The sequence below is a fragment of the Halomonas salipaludis genome (assembly GCF_002286975.1).
Lineage (GTDB): Bacteria > Pseudomonadota > Gammaproteobacteria > Pseudomonadales > Halomonadaceae > Franzmannia > Franzmannia salipaludis.
Genome location: NZ_NSKB01000008.1, coordinates 243,671 through 264,627 on the forward strand (window position 1 = coordinate 243,671; position 20,957 = coordinate 264,627).

At 62.1% G+C, this 20,957-nt stretch carries 22 protein-coding genes and 1 pseudogene; 14 read left to right on the forward strand and 9 right to left on the reverse strand.

Annotated features, from left to right (window positions below; all coding sequences use genetic code 11):
* Positions 1-51: 51 nt before the first annotated feature.
* A complete protein-coding gene (gene cadR, locus CK498_RS20670; protein ID WP_035566955.1) occupies positions 52-459 on the reverse strand; it encodes a Cd(II)/Pb(II)-responsive transcriptional regulator in 408 nt (135 codons plus the stop codon).
* A 95-nt stretch (positions 460-554) separates the two neighbouring features.
* On the opposite strand from cadR, the gene CK498_RS20675 reads away from it, so the two are divergent.
* From CK498_RS20675 to CK498_RS20685, 3 genes and pseudogenes are all read left to right on the forward strand, one after another.
* Complete coding sequence (locus tag CK498_RS20675) at positions 555-1,454, forward strand: cation transporter (protein WP_095622752.1); 900 nt, start codon at positions 555-557, stop codon at positions 1,452-1,454.
* Between the two features lie 3 nt (positions 1,455-1,457).
* The gene (gene lspA, locus CK498_RS20680) at positions 1,458-1,970 is read left to right on the forward strand and encodes a signal peptidase II (RefSeq protein ID WP_095622753.1); all 513 of its coding nucleotides are present in this window, start codon (positions 1,458-1,460) and stop codon (positions 1,968-1,970) included.
* Positions 1,971-1,991: 21 nt separating this feature from the next.
* Positions 1,992-2,243, forward strand: a pseudogene (locus tag CK498_RS20685) (transposase family protein); the annotation flags it as partial.
* Between the two features lie 46 nt (positions 2,244-2,289).
* Here the strand turns inward: CK498_RS20685 and merA are convergent.
* The 4 genes from merA to merT are packed head-to-tail and all read right to left on the reverse strand — an operon-like array spanning position 2,290 to position 4,828.
* A complete protein-coding gene (merA, locus tag CK498_RS20690; RefSeq protein ID WP_095622754.1) occupies positions 2,290-3,939 on the reverse strand; it encodes a mercury(II) reductase in 1,650 nt (549 codons plus the stop codon).
* Positions 3,932-4,183 (reverse strand): mercury resistance system transport protein MerF, encoded by a 252-nt coding sequence (gene merF / locus CK498_RS20695; protein ID WP_229359161.1) that lies wholly within the window; start codon positions 4,181-4,183, stop codon positions 3,932-3,934. The genes merA and merF overlap by 8 nt, the downstream gene beginning before the upstream one ends.
* Positions 4,184-4,185: 2 nt before the next feature.
* Positions 4,186-4,464, reverse strand: coding sequence for a mercury resistance system periplasmic binding protein MerP (gene merP / locus CK498_RS20700; RefSeq protein WP_095622755.1), 279 nt, complete (start codon positions 4,462-4,464; stop codon positions 4,186-4,188).
* A 13-nt stretch (positions 4,465-4,477) separates the two neighbouring features.
* The gene (merT, locus tag CK498_RS20705; protein WP_095622756.1) at positions 4,478-4,828 is read right to left on the reverse strand and encodes a mercuric ion transporter MerT; all 351 of its coding nucleotides are present in this window, start codon (positions 4,826-4,828) and stop codon (positions 4,478-4,480) included.
* Between the two features lie 106 nt (positions 4,829-4,934).
* Between merT and merR the strand changes: the two genes are divergently transcribed.
* A complete protein-coding gene (gene merR, locus CK498_RS20710) occupies positions 4,935-5,354 on the forward strand; it encodes an Hg(II)-responsive transcriptional regulator (protein ID WP_432206838.1) in 420 nt (139 codons plus the stop codon).
* Here merR and CK498_RS20715 read toward each other — a convergent pair.
* The 4 genes from CK498_RS20715 to CK498_RS20730 all read right to left on the reverse strand — a co-directional run bounded on the left by CK498_RS20715 (position 5,323) and on the right by CK498_RS20730 (position 10,906).
* The gene (locus CK498_RS20715; RefSeq protein ID WP_229359162.1) at positions 5,323-5,955 is read right to left on the reverse strand and encodes a class I SAM-dependent methyltransferase; all 633 of its coding nucleotides are present in this window, start codon (positions 5,953-5,955) and stop codon (positions 5,323-5,325) included. The genes merR and CK498_RS20715 overlap by 32 nt on opposite strands.
* A 55-nt stretch (positions 5,956-6,010) precedes the next feature.
* A complete protein-coding gene (locus CK498_RS20720) occupies positions 6,011-7,645 on the reverse strand; it encodes a multicopper oxidase family protein (RefSeq protein ID WP_095622757.1) in 1,635 nt (544 codons plus the stop codon).
* Positions 7,646-7,683: 38 nt separating this feature from the next.
* Complete coding sequence (locus CK498_RS20725) at positions 7,684-10,083, reverse strand: heavy metal translocating P-type ATPase (protein ID WP_095622758.1); 2,400 nt, start codon at positions 10,081-10,083, stop codon at positions 7,684-7,686.
* A 100-nt stretch (positions 10,084-10,183) separates the two neighbouring features.
* On the reverse strand, positions 10,184-10,906 hold the full coding sequence (locus CK498_RS20730) for a cytochrome c biogenesis CcdA family protein (protein ID WP_095622759.1): 723 nt from the start codon (positions 10,904-10,906) through the stop codon (positions 10,184-10,186).
* A gap of 248 nt (positions 10,907-11,154) precedes the next feature.
* Here CK498_RS20730 and CK498_RS20735 point away from each other — a divergent pair, with 248 nt between their 5' ends.
* The 10 genes from CK498_RS20735 to ccmI all read left to right on the forward strand — a co-directional run bounded on the left by CK498_RS20735 (position 11,155) and on the right by ccmI (position 20,946).
* A complete protein-coding gene (locus CK498_RS20735) occupies positions 11,155-11,787 on the forward strand; it encodes a peroxiredoxin (protein WP_095622760.1) in 633 nt (210 codons plus the stop codon).
* An 82-nt stretch (positions 11,788-11,869) separates the two neighbouring features.
* Positions 11,870-12,277, forward strand: coding sequence for a heavy metal-responsive transcriptional regulator (locus CK498_RS20740; protein WP_095622761.1), 408 nt, complete (start codon positions 11,870-11,872; stop codon positions 12,275-12,277).
* 88 nt (positions 12,278-12,365) lie between these two features.
* Positions 12,366-14,855 carry a heavy metal translocating P-type ATPase gene (locus tag CK498_RS20745; protein WP_095622762.1) on the forward strand — a complete coding sequence of 830 codons (2,490 nt, stop codon included), beginning with the start codon at positions 12,366-12,368 and terminating at the stop codon, positions 14,853-14,855.
* A 26-nt stretch (positions 14,856-14,881) separates the two neighbouring features.
* Positions 14,882-15,016, forward strand: a complete 135-nt coding sequence (locus CK498_RS26725; RefSeq protein WP_023005305.1) for a hypothetical protein — start codon at positions 14,882-14,884, stop codon at positions 15,014-15,016.
* Between the two features lie 63 nt (positions 15,017-15,079).
* Positions 15,080-15,910, forward strand: coding sequence for a thiol:disulfide interchange protein DsbG (gene dsbG, locus CK498_RS20750; protein ID WP_176475858.1), 831 nt, complete (start codon positions 15,080-15,082; stop codon positions 15,908-15,910).
* A gap of 57 nt (positions 15,911-15,967) precedes the next feature.
* Positions 15,968-16,666 carry a TVP38/TMEM64 family protein gene (locus CK498_RS20755; protein ID WP_095622810.1) on the forward strand — a complete coding sequence of 233 codons (699 nt, stop codon included), beginning with the start codon at positions 15,968-15,970 and terminating at the stop codon, positions 16,664-16,666.
* 59 nt (positions 16,667-16,725) lie between these two features.
* A complete protein-coding gene (locus CK498_RS20760) occupies positions 16,726-18,714 on the forward strand; it encodes a heme lyase CcmF/NrfE family subunit (RefSeq protein WP_095622764.1) in 1,989 nt (662 codons plus the stop codon).
* Positions 18,711-19,235: a DsbE family thiol:disulfide interchange protein gene (locus CK498_RS20765; protein ID WP_031217685.1), complete on the forward strand. Its 525-nt coding sequence runs from the start codon at positions 18,711-18,713 to the stop codon at positions 19,233-19,235. Before CK498_RS20760 ends, CK498_RS20765 begins: the two co-directional genes overlap by 4 nt.
* On the forward strand, positions 19,226-19,702 hold the full coding sequence (locus tag CK498_RS20770) for a cytochrome c-type biogenesis protein (RefSeq protein ID WP_095622765.1): 477 nt from the start codon (positions 19,226-19,228) through the stop codon (positions 19,700-19,702). Before CK498_RS20765 ends, CK498_RS20770 begins: the two co-directional genes overlap by 10 nt.
* Complete coding sequence (gene ccmI / locus CK498_RS20775; protein ID WP_095622766.1) at positions 19,699-20,946, forward strand: c-type cytochrome biogenesis protein CcmI; 1,248 nt, start codon at positions 19,699-19,701, stop codon at positions 20,944-20,946. Before CK498_RS20770 ends, ccmI begins: the two co-directional genes overlap by 4 nt.
* Positions 20,947-20,957: the final 11 nt, after the last annotated feature.

Genomic DNA, 20,957 nt, shown 5'->3' on the forward strand with positions numbered 1-20,957 from the left:
TGAGAGTGAGACAAACCGGCATCTCATCGGATTATCTGGTTGATGCTTCACCTACTGCTGGTGCATGTTTCCTTCGCTAATTCCAGCAAGAACCCCACACGCCTCAACTTCCCGGTCATCGTTGCAACTCGCTCTCAGTGAAACGAGTTGTTTTTCAAGCGCTTGCAGAGCGGTTATCTGCGACCGCACATGAGAGATGTGATCATCGAGCAAGGCGTTGACGGCGGTACAAGGCTGATGAGGGTCGTCCTGATAGCTCTGTAGTTCGTGAATCTCAGCCAGTGACAGGCCTAGGATTCTGCAGCGACGGATGAAGGCCAGCCGCTCACCATGCTTTTCGGTATAGACACGGTAACCGTTGTCCTGCCGATCAGGCGGCGGCAACAAGCCCTGCTGTTCATAGAAGCGGATCGTCTGTGTTTCGACCCCTACCAACTGCGCCAACTGACCAATACGCATCAGCCTCCTCCCCAACGGATTCTTTACTCTATTGACCTTATAGTAGCTTTATAGTTTTAAATGGTACCACAACATTGTTCAAGTGGAGTCGTATCATGAACAAATCCTGTGGTGGCGGCGCCTGTGGCGGTGATGCAACGTCCGCGGCGGATACCGATATACAGGCCTCCTCCGAAGCGCCGGGGAGATGGGTCAGCGTTTATGCCGTGCCGAAGATGGACTGTCCATCAGAAGAGCGAATGATTCGCCTAGCCCTGAACGGCTTTGAGGAGGTTCGAGCGCTGTCCTTCGACTTGTCGAACCGCCGGCTGAAGGTCGTACATGACGGCGAGGTCGAGCCCGTCACCTCGAAACTGAAGACCTTGGGGCTAGGCGCCTCGCTTCAGGAAACCGTCGCTGCAAATCCGGAGACCATCAAGGCCGCCGAGTTCTCGGCAGCTTCTGCTAAGCAAGAATCCGGGGCCCTGCGCTGGTTGCTCGGCATCAATGCACTTCTGTTCGTGGTGGAAATGACTGCCGGTCTGATCGCCCAGTCCACCGGCCTGATTGGAGAATCCCTGGACAATTTTGCCGATGCGGCGGTGTACGGGCTTGCCCTTTATGCGGTTGGACATAGCGTGAAAATGCAGGTACGTGCCGCGCATCTTGCTGGTGTACTGCAACTGATCTTGGCTGTGGGCGTACTCATAGAGGTGGTGAGACGCTTTGTATTCGGTAGTGAGCCTGAATCGCTGGTGATGATGGCTATCGCATTCGTCGCATTGATTGCCAATACCAGTTGTCTGCTGCTCATATCCAAACATCGGGAGGGCGGGGCGCACATGAAGGCAAGCTGGATATTCTCGGCCAACGACGTGGTGATCAACCTGGGGGTCATCACCGCCGGCGCCCTGGTCGCGTGGACCGGGTCCAATTATCCGGATCTGATTATCGGCACCATCGCGGGGGTCATTGTACTTAACGGTGCCAGACGCATTCTGGCGTTGAAGGGTTAAATAATGCTCATTATTGGCAAAAAGCTCTCGCCGTATGCCCTGTTGTCCATATCGGGCCTGCTGGCAGCGTCTGATCAGGCCGTAAAATGGCTGGTGCAGCAATCAATGGCCTATGGCGAGTCTATTTCAGTGACCCCGTTCTTTAACTGGGTGCACGTATGGAACACCGGTGCCGCATTCAGTCTTTTTGCGAATGGTGGAGGCTGGCAGCGCTACTTTTTTATCGGAATCGCGGTGGTGGTCTCGATTTTTCTGATCAAGCTGATCCTTGAAAATCGTCATAAAGGAGAAGCCATCGCTTACAGTCTTATCCTCGGTGGCGCCATGGGCAACCTGATTGACCGGGTCTTTCGCGGCTATGTTGTGGATTCCTTTGATTTCTATTGGCGCGACTGGCATTGGCCGGCCTTCAACCTGGCTGATATTGCAATTGTCCTCGGTGCCTTACTTTTCGTTTCCGGCAGCTTGTTGGGTAAAAAAACAAACACCAATGCCGAGCCGGATGGATCTGACTGACACCTACGCCTATACAACACCATGCCCGAACTTCCCGACAACATCCTTCACCTGCCGCAATACCAAGTACTGGGCTGCAAATCAACCGACGACGAAATGCACTTCCAGGTGGACGTGCCCGATCCGATCGCCTGCGAGGAATGCGGCGTGCAGGGTGAGTTCGTGCGGTTCGGCAAGCGTGATGTTCCCTATCGTGATCTGCCCATCCAAGGCAAGCGGGTCACTCTCTGGTTGGTCCGCCGCCGACACACCTGCCGGGCCTGCAAGACAACATTGAGTCTCCGGGAATCCCGGTACGGTTCGCTCAATCTCAGCCTGTTCACCCGGCACAGCAGGACAACTGCGTCACGTCTTTGGTAAAAGTTTGGGCACAGAGCTTGATGCCTTCCACCATGGTGAGGTGGGGGAACAGTTCGTCGCCGATGGCCTGCACCGTCATGCGCGCGCGCAGCGCCAGAACCGCCGTCTGGATCAGCTCGCCGGCTTCGCCGGCCACCGCCTGTACCCCCAGCAACCGCCCCGTGTCGCGTTCGGCCACCAGCTTGATGAACCCTCCGGTGTCGAAATTGACCAGCGCACGTGGCACGTTCGCCAGCTCGAGCACGCGGGACTCTACGCTGAAGCCCTGCTCCAGTGCTTCGGCTTCCGTCAGGCCGACGGTGGCCACCTGGGGGTCGGTGAAGATCACCGCCGGCATGGCACTGAGGTCCAGGGTGGACTCGCCGCCGGTCATGTTGATCGCGGCGCGGCTACCCCCGGCGGCGGCGACGTAGACATACTCCGGCTGATCGGTGCAGTCACCGGCGGCATACAGGCCCGGTACGGTGGTCAGCAGATGCTCATCCACCAGAATCGCGCCACGCGCGGTCTCCACGCCGATGCTCGCCAGGTTCAGGGCCTCGGTGTTGGGTGTGCGGCCACTGGCCACCAGCAATTGCTCCGCCTGCAGGGTCCCGGCGTGGGTCTGCAGGGTGAACAGCTGGCCGTCGTGGCTCACTTCGCTGGCCTGTGTCTGCTTGAGGACCTCGATGCCCTCACGGCGAAACGCCGCTTCCACGGCCTCACCCACCGCCGGGTCTTCCTGGGACAGCACTCGGCTGCGGGCCAGCACAGTGACCCGGCTGCCCAGACGGGCGAAAGCCTGGGCCAGTTCCAGGGCCACCACCGAGGCCCCGATCACGATCAGCCGCTCGGGAAGGGTGTCCAGTTCCAGCGCACTGGTGGACGTGAGATAGGGGGTCTCGGCCAGCCCCGGCACCGGCGGTTCTGTCGGACGAGCGCCGGTGCCGATGAAGGCGCGATCGAAGCGGACGGTCTGCTCGCCGCCTTCATTCAGACTGACCGTCAGATGCTGGGCATCGACGAACCGGGCCTCGCCATGCAGGACCGTGATGGCCGGGTGGTCGCGCAGAATTCCCGCGTACTTGGCATCACGCAGTTCCTCGACACGCCCCTGCTGTTGTTCGAGCAGCTGCGCCCGGTCCACCACCGGCGCCTGGGCGCTCAGGCCGGCATCGAAGGGACTTGCCGTGCGCAAGTGGGCAATATGGGCCGCGCGAATCATGATCTTCGAGGGCACACAGCCGGTATTGACGCAGGTGCCGCCGAGGGTCCCGCGTTCGATCAGGGTGATGCGGGCCCCACGCTCGGCGGCCTTCAGGGCCGCCGCCATGGCGGCGCCGCCGCTGCCGATCACCGCGATGTGCGGGGCGTCTTCATCACGGCCCTTGGAAACCGATGCGCCTGTCGGGGAGGGTGTTTCACTGTAGGCCAGTCGGGCCTGATAGCCAAGTCGGGTCACGGCGAACGTCAACGCCGAGGCCGGTGTGCCCGGATCAACGGCTATCGATGCCGTCCCCTGAGGATAGGAGACCTCCACCGACTGTACGCCGGGCAGCTTCTCCAAGGCTTCCCTGACATGATCCGCACAGCGGTCACAGGTCATGCCACTCACGTTGAGTTCAATCATCACGTTTCTCCGAGTCTTCATGAGTAAAGCCGGCATCCTGCTTCCGCTTGTGGTGTCGCGCGTAGAGAGGCAAGCCGATGACGATGGTCAGGGCCAGGGCAGCGAAGAGCACGTAGTCGAGATAGCCTGTCAGCGCGGCCAGGCCCGCCGTGCCGGACAGAATCAGGACTATTGGCACGACGCAACACAACCCCATCAGCATGCTGCCAAGCACGACGTTTGAAAATTTCTTCGGACCTTTCACACTTATTCCTTAACCGTCGAGGGATAACCTGCATTGGCCGTGGCCTGGAGCAGGGCCTCAACCGTGGTCTTGGCATCATCGAAGGTGACCACGGCCTCACGATCCGGGTAGCTCACGTCGATTTGCGAGACGCCGTCCACCTTGTTGAGTGCGGCCTTGACGGTGATCGGGCAGGCGGCGCAGGTCATGCCCGGTACCGAGAGCGTCACGGTCTGCAGGGCCGCCATGGCGGGAGGGCTGAGCAGGGCGAGTATCGCGATGAGGGCGAAACGAGCTTTCATGGAGAACCTCCTCTCAATAGAACCAGGGCAAGGTGTAGGGAAAGACCAGCGCAGTCAGTACCAGTAGCGACACAATCCAGAACATGACCTTGTAGCCCGTCCTGACGCGTGGCATGGCACACACCTCACCCGGCTGGCACTTTTTCACTGGCCGGAAGATCCGGCGCCAGGCGAAGAACAGTGCCACCAGCGCCATACCGACGAAGAGTGGGCGGTAGGGTTCCAGGGCCGTCAGGTTGCCGATCCAGGCGCCGGAAATCCCCAGCATGATCAGCACCAGCGGGCCGAGGCAGCAGACCGAGGCAAGGAGGGCAGCAAGCCCACCGGCAGCCAGGGGCCCTTTCCCCGTTTTCGATGTAGACATTGCGCTTGCACCTTTCATGACCTTGTTTACTGGGATAAGGTTACATCCGTAGTCAGATACGGAGTCAAGCGTCATGAAGAGACAGGGGGATAGAGTAGCGGGCACTATGACCATTGGTGGCCTGGCCAAGGCGGTTGGCGTCAATGTCGAGACCATCCGGTATTATCAGCGCCGTGGGCTACTCTCAGAGCCCGAACGTCCTGCCGGCAGTATTCGCCGCTATGGCACAGCCGACGTCGCGCGGCTGACCTTCGTCAAAACCGGGCAGCGGTTGGGCTTCAGCCTGGACGAGATTGCCGAGCTGTTGCGATTGGAGGATGGCACTCATTGCCAGGAGGCCAGCACCCTCGCTGAGCATAAACTACGGGATGTCCGTGAGAAGGTCGCCAGCCTCCAGCGTATCGAGCGGACACTGGACGAACTTGTACAGGCGTGTCATGAACAGGAGGGAAGTATCACCTGCCCGCTGATTGCGTCCTTACATGAGGGCTCGATCACAGGGGAACAGCGGCTCCCCAGAAATTGAAGCCAGCGAACCGCGGAACTTTCGGTAGATAGCCCGTCTCCATTCGCTGGATACGGAAGCCAGCGTGCTCGATGAGCTCGGGGATGGCACGGTTGAGATGGCAGCCCCCCGCCACCTTGCGCCACAGGGGGTTGACGCGGTCCTGCCACTGGCGCACGGCTTCGTCGGGCGCCGTGCCGTGTTCGCAGAACAGCAGCTGGCCACCCGGCTTGAGCACGCGACGCATCTGCTCCAGCGCCCGGTGCCAGTCCGGAATCGTGCACAGGGTGTAGGTGAGCACCACGGTATCGACACTGTTGTCGTCGAGAGGAACCTCCTCGCCCGGCAGGTCCAGCCAGCGCACCTCGAACGGTGCGCCGATGACGTTGTGGCGGGCCTTGCGTCGCATGCCTTCGGAAGGCTCGAGCCCCCAGACCAGCTCGACCCGGTCCGGATCGTAGTGGGGAATATTGAGCCCGGACCCCATACCCACCTCCAGAACACGGCCCCGGGCTTGCGGCACCACGGCCGCCCGCTGACGATCGACCACCGTGTTGCCACACGCCAGGTGGAGGAAATGCGGCAGAACACGATTCTCGTAGAAGGACATCTGTATCGTCATCCCGTGTGGTTGCCAGGTGATCGAAATACGGTGTGATCGAAACCAGACCGGTTCGTTATGCCACCACCTTGAAGTAGCGCATCATACCGGCATCCTCATGCTCCATGTTGTGGCAGTGGTACATGTAGAACCCCTCGAAGTCCTTGAAGGTCAGAGCGATGCGCACCCGTTCCTCCGGGAACACCAGCACCGTGTCATGCAATCCCGCGTCGATGATCCCATCGTGCAGGTCCGTCTTGCCGCCCGCCGATATCCGCTCCTGAACCAGGAATTGCAGTCCATGAACGTGCATGGGGTGCGGCATCATGGTGTTGTTGACGAACTCCCAGATCTCCGTCTGCGCCAGCCGGACGATCTCGTCATCTGCCACCGTCGCGCCCTCCATCTGCCGGCCGTTGATCGTGAACCCCTGCATCATGCGCATGCCCAGCTCGAAGCGGCGTACTGGCGTATCGGCCTGAACCGGGGAGGCCGGCAGGTCTTGAGCCAAGCGTTCCGGCAGGGTTTCCGCATCGTTCGCCCGTGCGACGACGGCGAAGGTAACTAGCGAGAGCCGCTCGCTTCCCATCATGTCGCGCATCATGCCTCGATCCATCATGCCGTCCATCCGGTCGCCCATCATCCCTCGATCCATCAAGCCGTCCATCATCCCTCGGTCCATCATGCCACCACCGCCCATCATGCCGAGTTGGTACTCCTCGCTCACCAGCTGTACGGAGTCTCCGGGCTCGGTGTCGCCAAAGTCGACCCACAGATCGATCCGTTGGGCCGGCGCCAGTGTGACCGAGCGGCGCCGCTCGGGCTTGGCGAGCAGGCCACCGTCGGTGCCGATGACGGTCACCGCCCGGCCATCGCTCCAGGCCAGCTTGTAGATGCGCGAGTTGGAGCCGTTGAGCAGGCGCAATCGATATGGCTGCGTGGACACCTCGCGTCGCGCGTCCGGGTGGCCGTTCACCAGTACCCGCTCCCCGCGAAAGCCCTGCATGCGGGTCATCATCGCCCCCATGCCACCATCGTCGATGTACTGAAGCTCATTGCCATTGCTAAAAGTGCGATCCTGCAGGATGAGGACCAGTTCCCGCTCTCCGTCGGGGAGCTCCAAGGCACGCTCGGCGTCGTCGTTGATGATCAGTGGACCGGCAAGGCCGGCGTAACTCTGAAAGCCGACCCGGCCACCGTTGGGGCCGTGAGGATGGGGGTGGTACCAGTACAGACCGGCGCGATCCACGACATCGAAGGCGAGCGTCGTGCTCGTCGCCGGCGCGATCGGCAGGCGCGGCTGACCGTCCATTTCTGGCGGCACGTGCAGCCCATGCCAATGCACGGTGGTGTCTTCGGGGAGCTCGTTGTCGATGCGCACATGCACGCGCTGGCCGCGGAACAGGCGGATCAGCGGGCCGGCATAGCTCTCACCCACGGGCATCAGGGTATCTTCAGGCCCGACGATTCGCTCGGCCGTGTAGCGCCAGACGTCGCTCGGCGCACCGGGCAGGATAGCCACCTTGTCGGGATGGGCTCGCACACGCAGGTCGACGTCGAAGGGCCCCTCCATGGCCGTCGACGCGGACGCCGCCCGCAGAGCGGGGCGATATCCCCCGAGCCATACCCCGGCCCCCACCAGGGTCGACAACGCCGCCACACCGCCGATGCGGCGCAATACGCTACGTCGCTGCAGGTCGACATAAGCCATGATGCTCCCCCTCTTCTATGGTTGTCGGCGGCCCCGGCTCATAGCTTGGCGGCGCGTAGCCGCAGTGCGTTGGCGATGACCGAGACCGAGCTCAGGCTCATCGCGGCGGCGGCGTAGATGGGACTGAGCAGCCAGCCGGTGAACGGAAACAGCACCCCGGCGGCCAGAGGCACCCCCAGGCTGTTGTAGACGAAGGCGAAAAACAGGTTCTGGCGGATATTGCGCATCACCCGGCGACTGAGATGGCGGGAGCGAACAATGCCGGAGAGATCCCCTCTCACCAGGGTCACCCCCGCGCTCTGGATGGCGACATCGGTCCCCGTGCCCATGGCGATACCGACGTCAGCCTCGGCCAGGGCGGGGGCGTCATTGACGCCGTCGCCGGCCATGGCGACCACGCGCCCGGCCTCGCGATGCTCGCGCACGATACGCCCCTTATCTTCCGGCAGTACGTCCGCTTCAATTTCGTCGATACCAAGTTGGCGCGCCACGGCTTCGGCGGTGGTACGGTTGTCGCCGGTGAGCATAACCAGGCGCAGGCCATCCTCTTTGAGCGTCCGGATCGCCTGTGCGGTGGTTTCCTTGATCGGGTCCGCGACACCGATGAGTCCCATGACCTGATCATCGGCCACCAGGAACATCACGGTTTGCCCTTCGGCTTGCAGCGTCTCGGCACGCTGCGTCCATTCCCGCGCCTCCACACCACGTGTTTCGAGCAGCCGGGCATTGCCAAGCGCAAGCTCGCGTCCTTCGACCCGACCGGTGACCCCCATGCCGGTCACCGCCTCGAAATCGCTGGCATCGCTCAGCTCGACATGATGCTCTTGCGCAGCACTGACAATGGCCTCGGCCAACGGATGTTCGCTGCCTCGCTCGAGGCTGCCGGCAAGTTGCAGCAACTGCGTTTCATCGCTGCCGGAAACGGGCTCGAGGGATACGACCCGGGGTTTACCCTCTGTGAGGGTGCCGGTCTTGTCGACGACCAGGGTGTCGACTTTCTCGAAACGTTCCAGTGCCTCGGCATTCTTGATCAACACGCCCGCCCGGGCCCCGCGACCGACCCCAACCTGGATCGACATCGGCGTCGCCAAGCCGAGCGCACAGGGACACGCGATGATCAGCACCGATACCGCGGCGATCACCGCGTAGGCCATCGCCGGCGGTGGCCCCCAGATCCCCCAGGCAATAAATGCCAGGATCGCCACGGTAACCACCGCGGGGACGAAATAGCCGGCGACAACGTCGGCAAGCCGCTGCACGGGCGGCTGCGAACGCTGCGCTTCGGCCACCATCTCCGCTATCTGCGAAAGCACCGTGTCCTCGCCGACCTTGTCGGCGCGCATGACTAAGCTGCCCTGACCATTCACGGTGCCGCCGATGACCGTGTCGCCCTCGCGCTTCTCGACGGGAAGGGACTCCCCGGTCACCATCGACTCGTCCAGCGTGCTGTGGCCTTCGAGCACCTCGCCATCGACCGGCACCTTGTCACCGGGGCGTACCCGTAGACGGTCACCGGTACACAGCTCGTCGAGCGAGACCTCCTCGTCATTGCCCTCGGCATCGATGCGTCGTGCGGTCGGCGGCGCGAGATCGAGGATCGCGCGCAGCGCACTGCCGGTCTTCTCGCGGGCGCGGGCCTCGATCACTTGACCGAGCAGGATCAGCACGACGATCACCGCCGCCGCCTCGAAATACACGCCGACCGAGCCATCGGCGTCACGGAAAGTGGCCGGGAATATCCCAGGGGCGAGCGTGGCGACGACACTGTAGCCATAGGCCGCCCCCACACCGAGGGCGATCAGCGTGAACATGTTGAGGTTGCGGGAGACGAGAGACCTCCAGCCACGCAGGAAGAATGGCCATCCGGCCCATAGCACCACGGGCGTGGCAAAGATCAGTTCGATCCAGTGCCCGCCGCCGGCGGGCAGCACCTCATCCAACCAAGGGCCGATGCCGGGTAGCATACTGCCCATGGCGACGAACAGTACCGGCAGCGTCAGCAGGCCGCCCACCCAGAAACGTCGGAACATGTCGAGGAACTCGGCGCTGCGTTCCTCTCCGGAAACGCGGGTGGGCTCGAGTGCCATGCCACACTTGGGGCAGTCGCCGGGCTCATCCTGCCGCACCTCCGGATGCATGGGGCAGGTATACTGGACCCTCGACGACGGTTGCGGCTTGACGGGTTCCAGCGCCATGCCGCACTTGGGACACTCCCCCGGCTCGTCGCTCTCCACGCCAGAACACATGGGGCAGAAATAGTTGGCCTTGCCACTGGGCTTCGACGCAGCCGCCGAGGTGGCGGCAAGCACGGCGTCCGGATCCTCGCGAAAGTGCTCGGCGCACTGCTTGCTACAGAAATGGTAACGCTCACCGCGATGCTCGACGCTCTCCGCCGAGGCGGGATCGACGCTCATGCCACAAACGGGGTCTTTTGCCATGACGAACCCTCCATTGTACAAAAGGTTCCTGTTGCGTGGTCGGTGGCCTTTCTCCTCGCTGATATGAACAGGTTACACCTTGCCACCGCCGCCGACCCGACTACCCCAGTGTCGCCAGCGAGGGAAACCAGTCGACCATGATGCTGGAAAGCCGCGTCATGGTGCCCGAGACGATGGCGATGCCCATCAGGATGACGATCGTGCCGGCAACTGGGCGAGCATAGGCGCTCCACCTACCCAGACGTTGCCGATGCAGGGCGAATCGATTGATCAGCAGGGTACTGGCGAGAAAGGGTAGCGCCAGGCCCGCCGAGTAGGCGCTGAGATAGAGCATGCCGGCCTGGACACTGGCGGCACTGGAGGTGGCCATCAGGATGGCGCCCAGGATGGGGCCGATGCAGGGGGTCCAGCCGATGGCGAAGGAGACCCCAAACACCGTCGCCGACAGCGGGGAGCCACCCTGGACGTTCGGTGTGAACTGCAGAGTGCGCTGGAACAGTGACAACCGGAACACCCCGGTCATGAACAGGCCCAGCACGATCACCACCGTGCCGGCGACCCAGTTGAATTCCTGGCGATACCCCCGCATCAGTTGGCCGATACCGCTCGCGCCGAGCCCCAGCAGGATGAACACGATGCTGAAGCCGAAGATGAAGAAGACGCTGAGGATCAATGCCTCCAGCCGCCTGTCGGCCTTGCCGGCACTACCACCCGTGACCACCGACAGGTAGGCCGGTAACAGCGGCAGCGTGCAGGGCGAGAAGAAGGAGACCAACCCGCCGGCGAAGGCACCGATCAGACCGATAGAAGAGAGAGATTCCAAGGCGTTACGCTTCCTGGGGGCAAGGTGCTCGATGCGAAGCAGCCTGGGGCCAGCCGCCTACTTCGGACATGGTTAGGCAGAGGATTCTAAAGGTTGCGCCTACCTCAAGGTCAACCATGAATAAATACCTTTGGATATAACGCAAAAGAATATACTCCTTTCCTCGAAAGCCCTTGACCTTAAAGTTGACTTCAAGGATATCGTGCGTAGTGCATCATCTGACACTTAGCAGAGATAAGGAAAGCGAGATGACCCTACAGCTAGGGGAGATAGCTCCCGATTTCACGGTCGAATCCACCGAAGGCACGCTTGGCTTTCATCAGTGGCTGGGCAAGGACTGGGCCGTGCTGTTCTCGCACCCCGCCGATTATACGCCAGTCTGCACCACGGAACTGGGCGCATTTGCCAGGCGTAAGGACGAGTTCGCCGCGCGTGGTGTCAAGCTGGTGGGGGTGTCGGTCGACCCCCTCGCTTCTCACCACGACTGGGCGGAGGATATTAAGCAGACCCAGGGCGCGGCCCTGAACTACCCCCTGCTGGCAGACGCGGACCAGGTGGTGGCTCAGTTGTATGGAATGATCCATCCGAAAGCCGACCCCAAGGTGACGGTGCGTACCGTCTTCATTATCGATTCCGACAAGAAAATCCGCCTGACCTTGACCTACCCGCCCAGCACCGGGCGTAACGTCGACGAGATCCTGCGGGTCATCGACTCGCTCCAGCTAACCGACAAGCACAAGGTGGCCACCCCCGTCGACTGGCAAAACGGTGACGATGTCATCATCTTGCCGTCGCTCTCGGATGACGACGCCAAAGAACGTTTCCCCGAGGGTTGGAACGCCAAGACGTCCTACCTGCGAGTCGTGCGTCAACCGGACTAACGGAGCCACGGCTCGCGAATCAGGCCGCCTGTCCCAGACGGCCTGTCGGAAGCTCCGATTCACAGTGTCGTGAGGTGAAGCCATGCAAACACTCAGTATCGGCGAGCTTGCCGAACGCAGCGGGGTCGCCAGCCAGGCGATTCGTTTCTACGAGAAAGAGAAACTCATGCCCGCCCCCCAGCGGACGGACGCCAATTATCGGCGTTATCCCCTGGATGCCGTGGCCAGGCTGCAATTCATCGTCCATGCCAAGCAGTGGGGCTTCACGCTCGAGGAAATCCGTGAGCTGTTGATCCTCCAGGATGCCAACGGCGACCGGGCGCAGGCCAAGCGCATCGCCGGAGAGAAACTGCACAAGATCCGCGAGCAAATTCGACATCTCTCGCGGATCGAGGCCGTGTTGTCGAAAACACTCAACGAATGTGCGGGCGAAGGGCCGATGCAGGAAGGCTGCCCGATCGTCGAGGCCATCGCCGAGAAGGCCGAATGAGCGACATCGTCGCCTCCGGCAGTGTAACGCCGGAGGCCCGAAGCGCGCACGCCGGGCCGGCAGGTAACCAAGCCAGGAGACCACAGTAATGACGGAAAACGTCGATATCGAGATTCGGGGTATGTCCTGTGCGTCCTGCGTCGGACGGGTGGAGCGGGCCCTCGGCCAGCAGCCGGGCGTGATTAACGCTCAGGTGAACCTGGCCACCCAGAAGGCGACGATCCAGATGGAGGGAGGCTCCACGACGGCCAGCCTGCTCGACGCTATCGAAACGGCGGGCTATCAGCCGGTGGTGGAGAGCCTCGAGATTCCCGTCACCGGCATGAGCTGCGGATCCTGCGTCTCGCGGATAGAACGAGCGCTCGGCAAGCTGCCCGGCATGGTGGAGGTGAGTGTCAATCTCGCCACCCAGAAGGCCTTCGTCCGTTTCCTGCCGGGGACCGTATCGCTGGCACGCATTCAGCATGCCATCCGCGAGGCGGGCTATGAACCGCAGGAAACCGAGTCGCAGCAGCAGGCGGACCACGAGGATCGCGAGGGACGACAGCTTCTCCACCGGGTCATGCTCGCGGCAGTGCTCACCATCCCGGTGGTCATCATCGCCATGGGAAAAGTGATTCCCGCCTTTGATGCGCTCTTGGCGAGCATGATGCCGCATCGCGGCTGGATGGGCGTCGAGTGGCTGCTGACCACGCCCGTGCAGTTCTATGCTGGGGCACGCTTCTATCGCGGTGGCTATGCCGAACTCCGGCATCTCAACCCGGGCATGAACAGTCTGGTCATGATCGGCTCGAGCGCCGCCTACTTCTATTCGGTCGCCGCCCTGCTGGTGCCCGGATTTTTCCCGGCTGGTACCGCCGTGAGCTACTTCGAGGCGGCAGCGGTGATCGTGACGCTGATCCTGTTGGGACGCTACTTCGAGCACATCGCCAAAGGCCGCACCTCCGAGGCGATCAAGAAGCTCCTGCAGCTGCAGGCAAAAACCGCCCGCGTCATTCGCGATGGTGAAGCGGTCGAGGTGCCGATCGAGGCCGTCGTGCCCGGCGATCGCATCCTGGCCCGCCCGGGCGAGCGCATCCCGGTGGATGGCATCGTTGAGGAAGGCCATTCCTTCGTCGACGAGTCGATGATCAGTGGCGAACCGGTACCGGTTGCCAAGCAGCAGGATGCCGAAGTCGTCGGCGGCACCATCAACAAGAACGGCGCGCTTACCTTCCGCGCCACGCGGGTCGGTGCCGACACCGTGCTGTCGCAGATCGTCAAGATGGTGGAAGCGGCACAGGCCGAGAAGCCCCCAATCCAGCAACTGGCCGACAAGATCGCCGGGGTGTTCGTGCCCGCAGTGATCGTCATCGCCCTGATCACCTTCGGTGTGTGGTTCGCCTTCGGGCCGGCCCCGGCGCTGTCCTTCGCCTTCGTTACCACGGTGAGCGTGCTGCTGATCGCCTGCCCCTGCGCGATGGGCCTAGCCACCCCGACCGCGATCATGGTCAGTACCGGCAAAGGGGCCGAGATAGGAGTGTTGTTTCGCAAGGGCGCGGCGCTTGAGACGTTGGCCAAGATGGATACCGTCGTGCTCGACAAGACCGGCACCCTGACTCAGGGGCGACCCGAGCTGACCGACTTCGAAGTGATCGAGGGGCACGAGAACGAGGTGCTTCGCCTTGTCGCGGCGGTGGAAGCGCAGAGCGAACACCCCATCGCCGAGGCCATCGTGCGTGGTGCCCGAGCACGTGGACTCGAGCTGCCGGCCGTCAGCCATTTCAGCGCCGAGCCGGGCTACGGCATCGAAGCCGACGTCGCCGGTCACCGGCTTCACATAGGGGCCGATCGCTACATGAACCGGCTCGGGATTGGGCTCGGCAAGGCGGAAGAGCGCGCCAAGGCGCTTGCCGAGGATGCCAAGAGCCCCCTCTATGCCGCGGTGGACGGCCGACTCGCCGCGGTCATCGCGGTGGCCGATCCGCTCAAGGAGGGCTCGGTCGAAGCCATTTCAGCACTCAAGGCGCAGGGGCTGGAGGTGGCCATGCTCACCGGCGACAACCGTGGTACGGCCGACGCCATCGCTCGTCAAGTTGGCATTCAGCGCGTACTCGCCGAGGTGTTGCCTGACCAGAAGGCGGACGAGATCAAGCGACTACAGGCCGAGGGCGGCAAGGTCGCCTTCGTGGGCGACGGCATCAACGATGCCCCGGCGTTGGCGCAGGCCGACGTGGGCATCGCCATCGGTACCGGGACGGATATCGCCATCGAGGCCGGCGACGTAGTGCTGATGCGTGGCGACCTGAGGGGAATCGTCAATGCCGTGGCGCTCTCCAAGCGTACCCACCGGACCATCATCGGGAATTTCGTCTGGGCCTATGGCTACAACGTGGCGCTGATCCCCGTGGCAGCGGGCGTACTCTATCCGTTCATCGGCGTATTGCTCAGCCCCATGCTGGCGGCAGCCGCCATGAGCGTCTCCAGCGTCTTCGTGTTGACCAACTCGTTGCGGCTACGCCGCTTCACGCCGGATATCGATGACGCTTCGCCGGTGACGAGCGGTGAACCCCAGGCGGTTCGGGCCCACCAAGTCTGAGTAGCAAAATTTAATAGGAGACCAAGATGATGGGAAGCGAAGCATGCACGTGGGGGATGGCGGGGATGGGGCTCATTTCCATCCTGCTGATTATTGCGTTGGTGCTTGGCGTCGCCGCGCTCGCCAAGTATCTGTTCTTCGGAAAGAAGCGTGATAGCTGACAACCAATCGCTACGACAGGTTCGATTCCCCGGATTGATCAGAGAGCGATGAAGAGGCCGTTCATGAAGAAAATCATCTACTCTACTTATTGCCTTGCTGTTGTAGGGCTGTTCGGTCTCATTACGCTCCCCGCTCTGGCGGAGGAAACGGGGGGCGATTCTCTTGAAGGCCACCAGGCCATTAGTACAGCCGATACTGGAACACCCCTACCCGCATCGATTACGGCATTATTGGATCAAGGACTCAAATTCCACGGAACCTTTAATGCCCCGGGAGATATACAAGGTTATGCCTTGTCCTATGATAATGAGCCCGTGGCGGCTTATATTCCCTCCACTTCCGACCATGCCATCATCGGTACCTTAATTGATCCTCAGGGCAACGCTGTAATGGAAAACCAACTTCAAGCTCTGGTGCTGGAACCGATGCTGGAAGCTACCTGGAGCGCGTTCGAGGACACTCGCTTTATTCCGGAAGGATCTGATAGTGCGTCACATATCGTGTATACGCTGACCGACCCCAACTGTCCCTACTGCAATGCGCTGTGGAAGAGTTCACGGTCTCTAATCGATCAAGGTGAGCTTCAGCTTCGTCATGTGCTGGTCGGCGTTCTGTCAGAGGACAGTCTCCGCAAGGCGGCCGCGATCCTTGAGTCGAATGACCCAACCAAAGCCCTCGAAACCCATGAATTGAACTTCCGCAATGGCGGCATCAGTCCGGTGGTGCCGTCGGAGGAGAGTCGAGCGCTTCTTAGGCGGCATGCCCAGCTCATGCGCGAGGCCGGCGCCACGGGAACGCCGACCAGCTATTACCGCGATGAAGAAGGTAATGTGCAGCGCATCAATGGTGCGGTGTCGACCGACCGGCTTCGCGACATATTGGGTGTCGAATGACACGCCATAACGGCACAGGGGTGACATGAGATGTCATCTCACACAACTGAGATGAGTATGGCAAGCACGCTCGGTGTAAAGCACAGGCTCATATTGGGAGCTTCTGTGCTGATTGGCTTGGTGACCCTCTATTGGATCCTGATGGAGACCGGTGCCTTATCGACGCTCACCAATAAGCAGGCTCTGCGTGAGTGGGTTGGCCAGTTGGGGGTCTGGGGGCCATTGACCATTATCGCCATGATGATAGCGGCCATTGTCATGAGCCCGATACCCAGTGGGCCGATAGCCATGGTGGCCGGTGCAATCTACGGCCCTCTATGGGGAACGGTGTATGTGGTCCTCGGTGCCGAGGCCGGCGCGCTGCTCGCCTTCGGCATTGCCCGCCTGCTCGGCTACGAGGTGATCCATCGCTGGTCGCGTATACGTCCCATGTTGGACTGGCTGGGAAAGGAGCGCTCTCAAACCGGGTTGATGCTCGTCGTATTCGCATCGCGATTGGTGCCATTCATTTCGTTCGATGCCGTCAGCTACGCGGCGGGCCTGACACCGCTGGCCTTCTGGCGTTTCTTGATTGCCACGCTGGCCGGGGTGGTTCCGACGGCGTACTTGATCGTCATGTTCGGCGAAGTACTGATTACCGCCGACTCCCGCGGTCTCACGGTCGCGTTGATTCTGCTCAGCGGTATCACGCTCCTGCCGCTCCTGGCGAAACTCGTTTGGGCTCTGCATCGAAAGCGACGGACTAGCTCCAATTGACGGCTGCCGATGCCGATTGCCTCGTCCCATGAAATCACGCGACTCAAGACGGAATCACCATGCTCGTCAAAATCATTCCTGAACTCGGTCTCTTCGCGCTGATCATGGCGCTGGGCCTGGCGTTTATACAGGCGCTGGCTCCGTTAGCGGGTGTCACGCTCCGCCGCCCACTCTGGATGGCCTTCGCCGAGCCCATGGCATGGGGGCAGTTCGCCTTCTTGCTGGTGGCCTATGCCAGCCTGACCGCGAGCTTCCTGCTCGATGATTTCAGTGTGTCCTATGTGGCCAACAACTCCAACTCGATGCTGCCGTGGTATTACAAGCTCACGGCGGTGTGGGGGGGACACGAAGGCTCGGTGCTGCTATGGAGCCTGATCCTCAGCGGCTGGGGCTTCGCCGTCAGCCTGTTCTCGCGCAACCTGCCGCGTGACATGCTGGCCCGTGTCTTGGGGGTCATGGGCATGGTCAGCACCGGATTCTTGCTGTTCATCCTGATCACGTCGAGCCCTTTTGAACGTCTGCTGCCGGGAGTGCCTCAGGACGGCGCCGATCTCAACCCGCTGCTACAGGACGTCGGGCTGATCTTCCATCCCCCCATGCTCTATATGGGCTATGTGGGCTTCTCGGTGGCCTTCGCCTTTGCCATCGCTGCCTTGCTGGGAGGACGGCTCGATGCCGCCTGGACACGCTGGGTGCGGCCCTGGACCAATATTGCTTGGGCCTTCCTCACCATGGGCATCGCGCTGGGTAGTTGGTGGGCCTACTACGAGCTGGGGTGGGGCGGCTGGTGGTTTTGGGACCCGGTGGAGAACGCCTCGTTCCTGCCCTGGCTGACCGGGACGGCGCTCATCCATTCGCTGGCGGTCACGGAAAAGCGTGGCACCTTCAAGAGCTGGACCGCCCTGCTGGCGATCTTTACCTTTTCGCTGTCGCTGCTGGGCACCTTCCTGGTGCGCTCCGGGGTGCTGACGTCGGTGCATGCCTTCGCCAATGACCCGTCACGGGGCATCTTCATTCTGGCACTGCTGGGGTTCACGGTGGGCGCTTCCTTGCTGATCTTTGCCCTGCGTGCGCCGCGGATGAGCGGCAATGTGGGCTTCGGCTGGCTATCTCGTGATGCGCTGTTGCTGATCAACAATATCCTCTTGGTCGTCATGACCGTGACCGTTTTGCTGGGCACGGTCTATCCGCTGATTCTCGATGCCCTGGGGCTGGGCAAGATCAGCGTCGGCCCACCGTACTTTAATACGCTATTCGTGCCGCTGACCGTGCTGCTGTGCGCCTTCATGGGGCTAGGCCCCGTGGCGCGCTGGAAGCAGATGGCGGGGCGCGAGTTGATGCGCCGACTACTTTGGTCCGGCATCGCCGCGCTGATCATGGCGGCGGCGGTTCCGTTCATCTACGGCGGAGAATGGAACGCCGCCGTGGCGCTGGGGCTGGTCATGGCCCTGTGGGTCGTGCTGGCGTTGATCCGTGACCTGTTCGACAAGACCCGCCATGCCTCCTCACCCCTGGCCGGCTTGCGCAAGCTGTCGCTGGCGCATTGGGGCATGGTAGTCGGCCATCTGGGCATGGCCATCACCATCGTGGGCGTGGCCATGGTGTCGAACTATGCCATCGAGCGTAACGTACGTCTTGCCGTGGGGGAGCGTGTCGAGATAGGCGGTTACAGCTTCACCATGACCGACCTGAGCGAGCGCCGCGGTCCCAATTTTCTGGCCGATACGGCAACCCTTGAGGTGGCACGTGATGGCCAGCATGTCACCACCCTACGGCCCGAGAAGCGATTGTATATTGCCCGCGGTCAGCCCATGACCGACGTCGCCCTGCGCCCTGGGCTGCTGCAGGACATTTACGTGGCGCTGGGCGAAGACTTGGGTGACGGTGCCTGGGCCATGCGAATCCAGATCAAGCCGTTCGTACGCTGGCTCTGGCTGGGGGCGTTGTTGATGGCCACTGGCGGTCTGCTGGCGGTGGCGGACCGTCGCTATCGGCGTCAGCGCTCAGTGCCAGCTGACTCCACTCTCCTCCGTGAGGTCCATACATGAAACGGCGACTGTTACTGCTTTTCCCCTTGCTGGTTTTCCTGGGACTGGGTTTCTTTCTCTACCGAGGCTTGGCCATGGATCCCAGTGCCCGCAATTCGGCACTGCTAGCCCAGCAGTTTCCTGCCTTTTCCCTCTCGACACTGAAGGATCCCGGTGCCCGGGTCGATGAGTCGCTGTTGCACGGGCAGGTCACGCTGGTCAATGTCTGGGCCGAGTGGTGCCCGACCTGCAAGGAGGAAATGCCCCAGCTGCTGACACTCGCTGAGCGCGGCGTGCGCTTGGTCGGCATCAACTACAAGGACACCCGCGTCAAGGGGCGGGAGTTTCTCGACGAGTTCGGCGACCCCTTCGAAGTCAATATCTTCGATCCGGATGGCGATCTGGGGTTCGAGCTCGGCGTCTACGGTGTGCCGGAGACCTTCCTCGTCGATGCCGAGGGCATCATTCGCTATAAGCACACGGGCTATATCACTCCCGAGGATGTCGAACGTGTCGTGCAGGAGGTGGGCAAATGGCGTTGATGACCCGGGCCGGCCTGCTGTTGCTCTTGTTGATAACGTCGGTCCCTGTGCTGGCGGATTCGGCTATCGAGGTGCGTGACTTCGAGAGGCCAGTAATGGCCGAACGCTATCGTGATCTTACTGCCTCATTGCGCTGCCCCAAATGCGATGCCCAGGCCATCGACAGCTCCAACTCTCCGGTGGCTGCCGACATGCGCGAACGCGTTGCAGATTTGTTACGCGAAGGGCGATCCGATAAAGAAATCCTCGATTACATGGTCGCACGCTTCGGCGAATTCGTGCTTTATAACCCGCGACTCGACGAGCGTACCTGGCTGCTATGGGGATTGCCGTTCGTGCTGGTGATGATCGGGGCGTTTATCGTGGCGGTCTTCGTCCGCAAACGAAAGCATGCCCAGGCTCGAGCGCTCAGCGCCGAGGAGCGCGAGTACCTCAATGCCCTGTTTAACCGCGAGGGGAGCGAATGAATCTGCTCTGGTTGGGCATCGCCCTGTTACTGTTGCCTGCCCTGTGGCTCGTGATCCTGCCGCTGAGACGGACCCGCCCGCTGCACGATGCTCAGCAGGCCTTCGAAACCAAGCAGCGCACCGATGCCCAGAACGTGGCGGTCTATCGTCAGCGCCTGGCCTCGCTGGAAACGGCCCATGCACGCGGCGAACTCGACACCGCGCGAGTCGAGGAGGGTCGGCTGGAGCTCGAACGCAGCCTGCTCGAGGATACCCAGGTACGCCGACGCACACCGCTCAACCCCCCCCAGGCCGGACGGTTGTTGGTGCCGCTGGTGATGGTAGCGTTGGTGGTGGCCAGTCTGCTCTGGTATCAACGGGAAGGCGCCGAGGGCGATCTGGCACTGTATGCCGTGCATCAGGAGGTGCGCAACTCGCCTGACGGCTCGTTGGCGATGCTGATCGAGCGGCTCGAGGAGCAGGCCAAGCGACAGCCGGACAATCCCAAGGTGTGGATGTCGCTGTTTCCGCTGTACCGGGACAGCAATCGGGGACGTGATGCCATCGCCGCGCTCGAGCGCCTGATCGAGCTGGAGGGTCGACAGCCTTCCCTGCTGGCGCAATTGGCACAGATCCAATTCTTCGTCGCTAACCGCTCGCTGACCGACGAGGTCCAGGCACTGGTCGACGAAACCCTCGGTCAGGATCCACGCCAGCCCACCGTGCTCGGCATGCTGGGCATCCATGCCTTCGATCGCGCCCGCTATGAAGAGGCTATCGATTACTGGCGACGCGCGATCGCCGGCTTCGACGACCCCGGCTCGGCGGAAGCGCTGCGGGAGGGCATTGCCGTGGCACAACAGCGCCTGGACGCCTCGTCCGACCAGGTCGATGCCCATCAGGCCGCGCAGGACGGCGCGTCGCTCGCGGTCAGGGTCGGCCTCGCCGAATCGCTCCGCGAGCGGGCCGCACCGGGCGACACGGTGTTCGTCATCGCCCGCGACGTGGCCGGTGAATTGCCGCCACTGGCGGTGGAGCGGGTCACGGTTAGCGACCTGCCACTCAAAGTGACCTTGGGCGACAACAATGCCATGACACCCCGGGCGCGACTCTCCCAAGTCAATGAGGTGCGCCTGACGGCGCGCGTCTCCGCATCGGACGAAGCCACCCCGCAGCCAGGCGATCTTGTCGGCGAGGCGGGACCGGTGACACTCGGCGAGTCGGACTCGCCGGTCGAAATTTCCATCGATCGCATCGTTGACTAGCCAGGCTGATC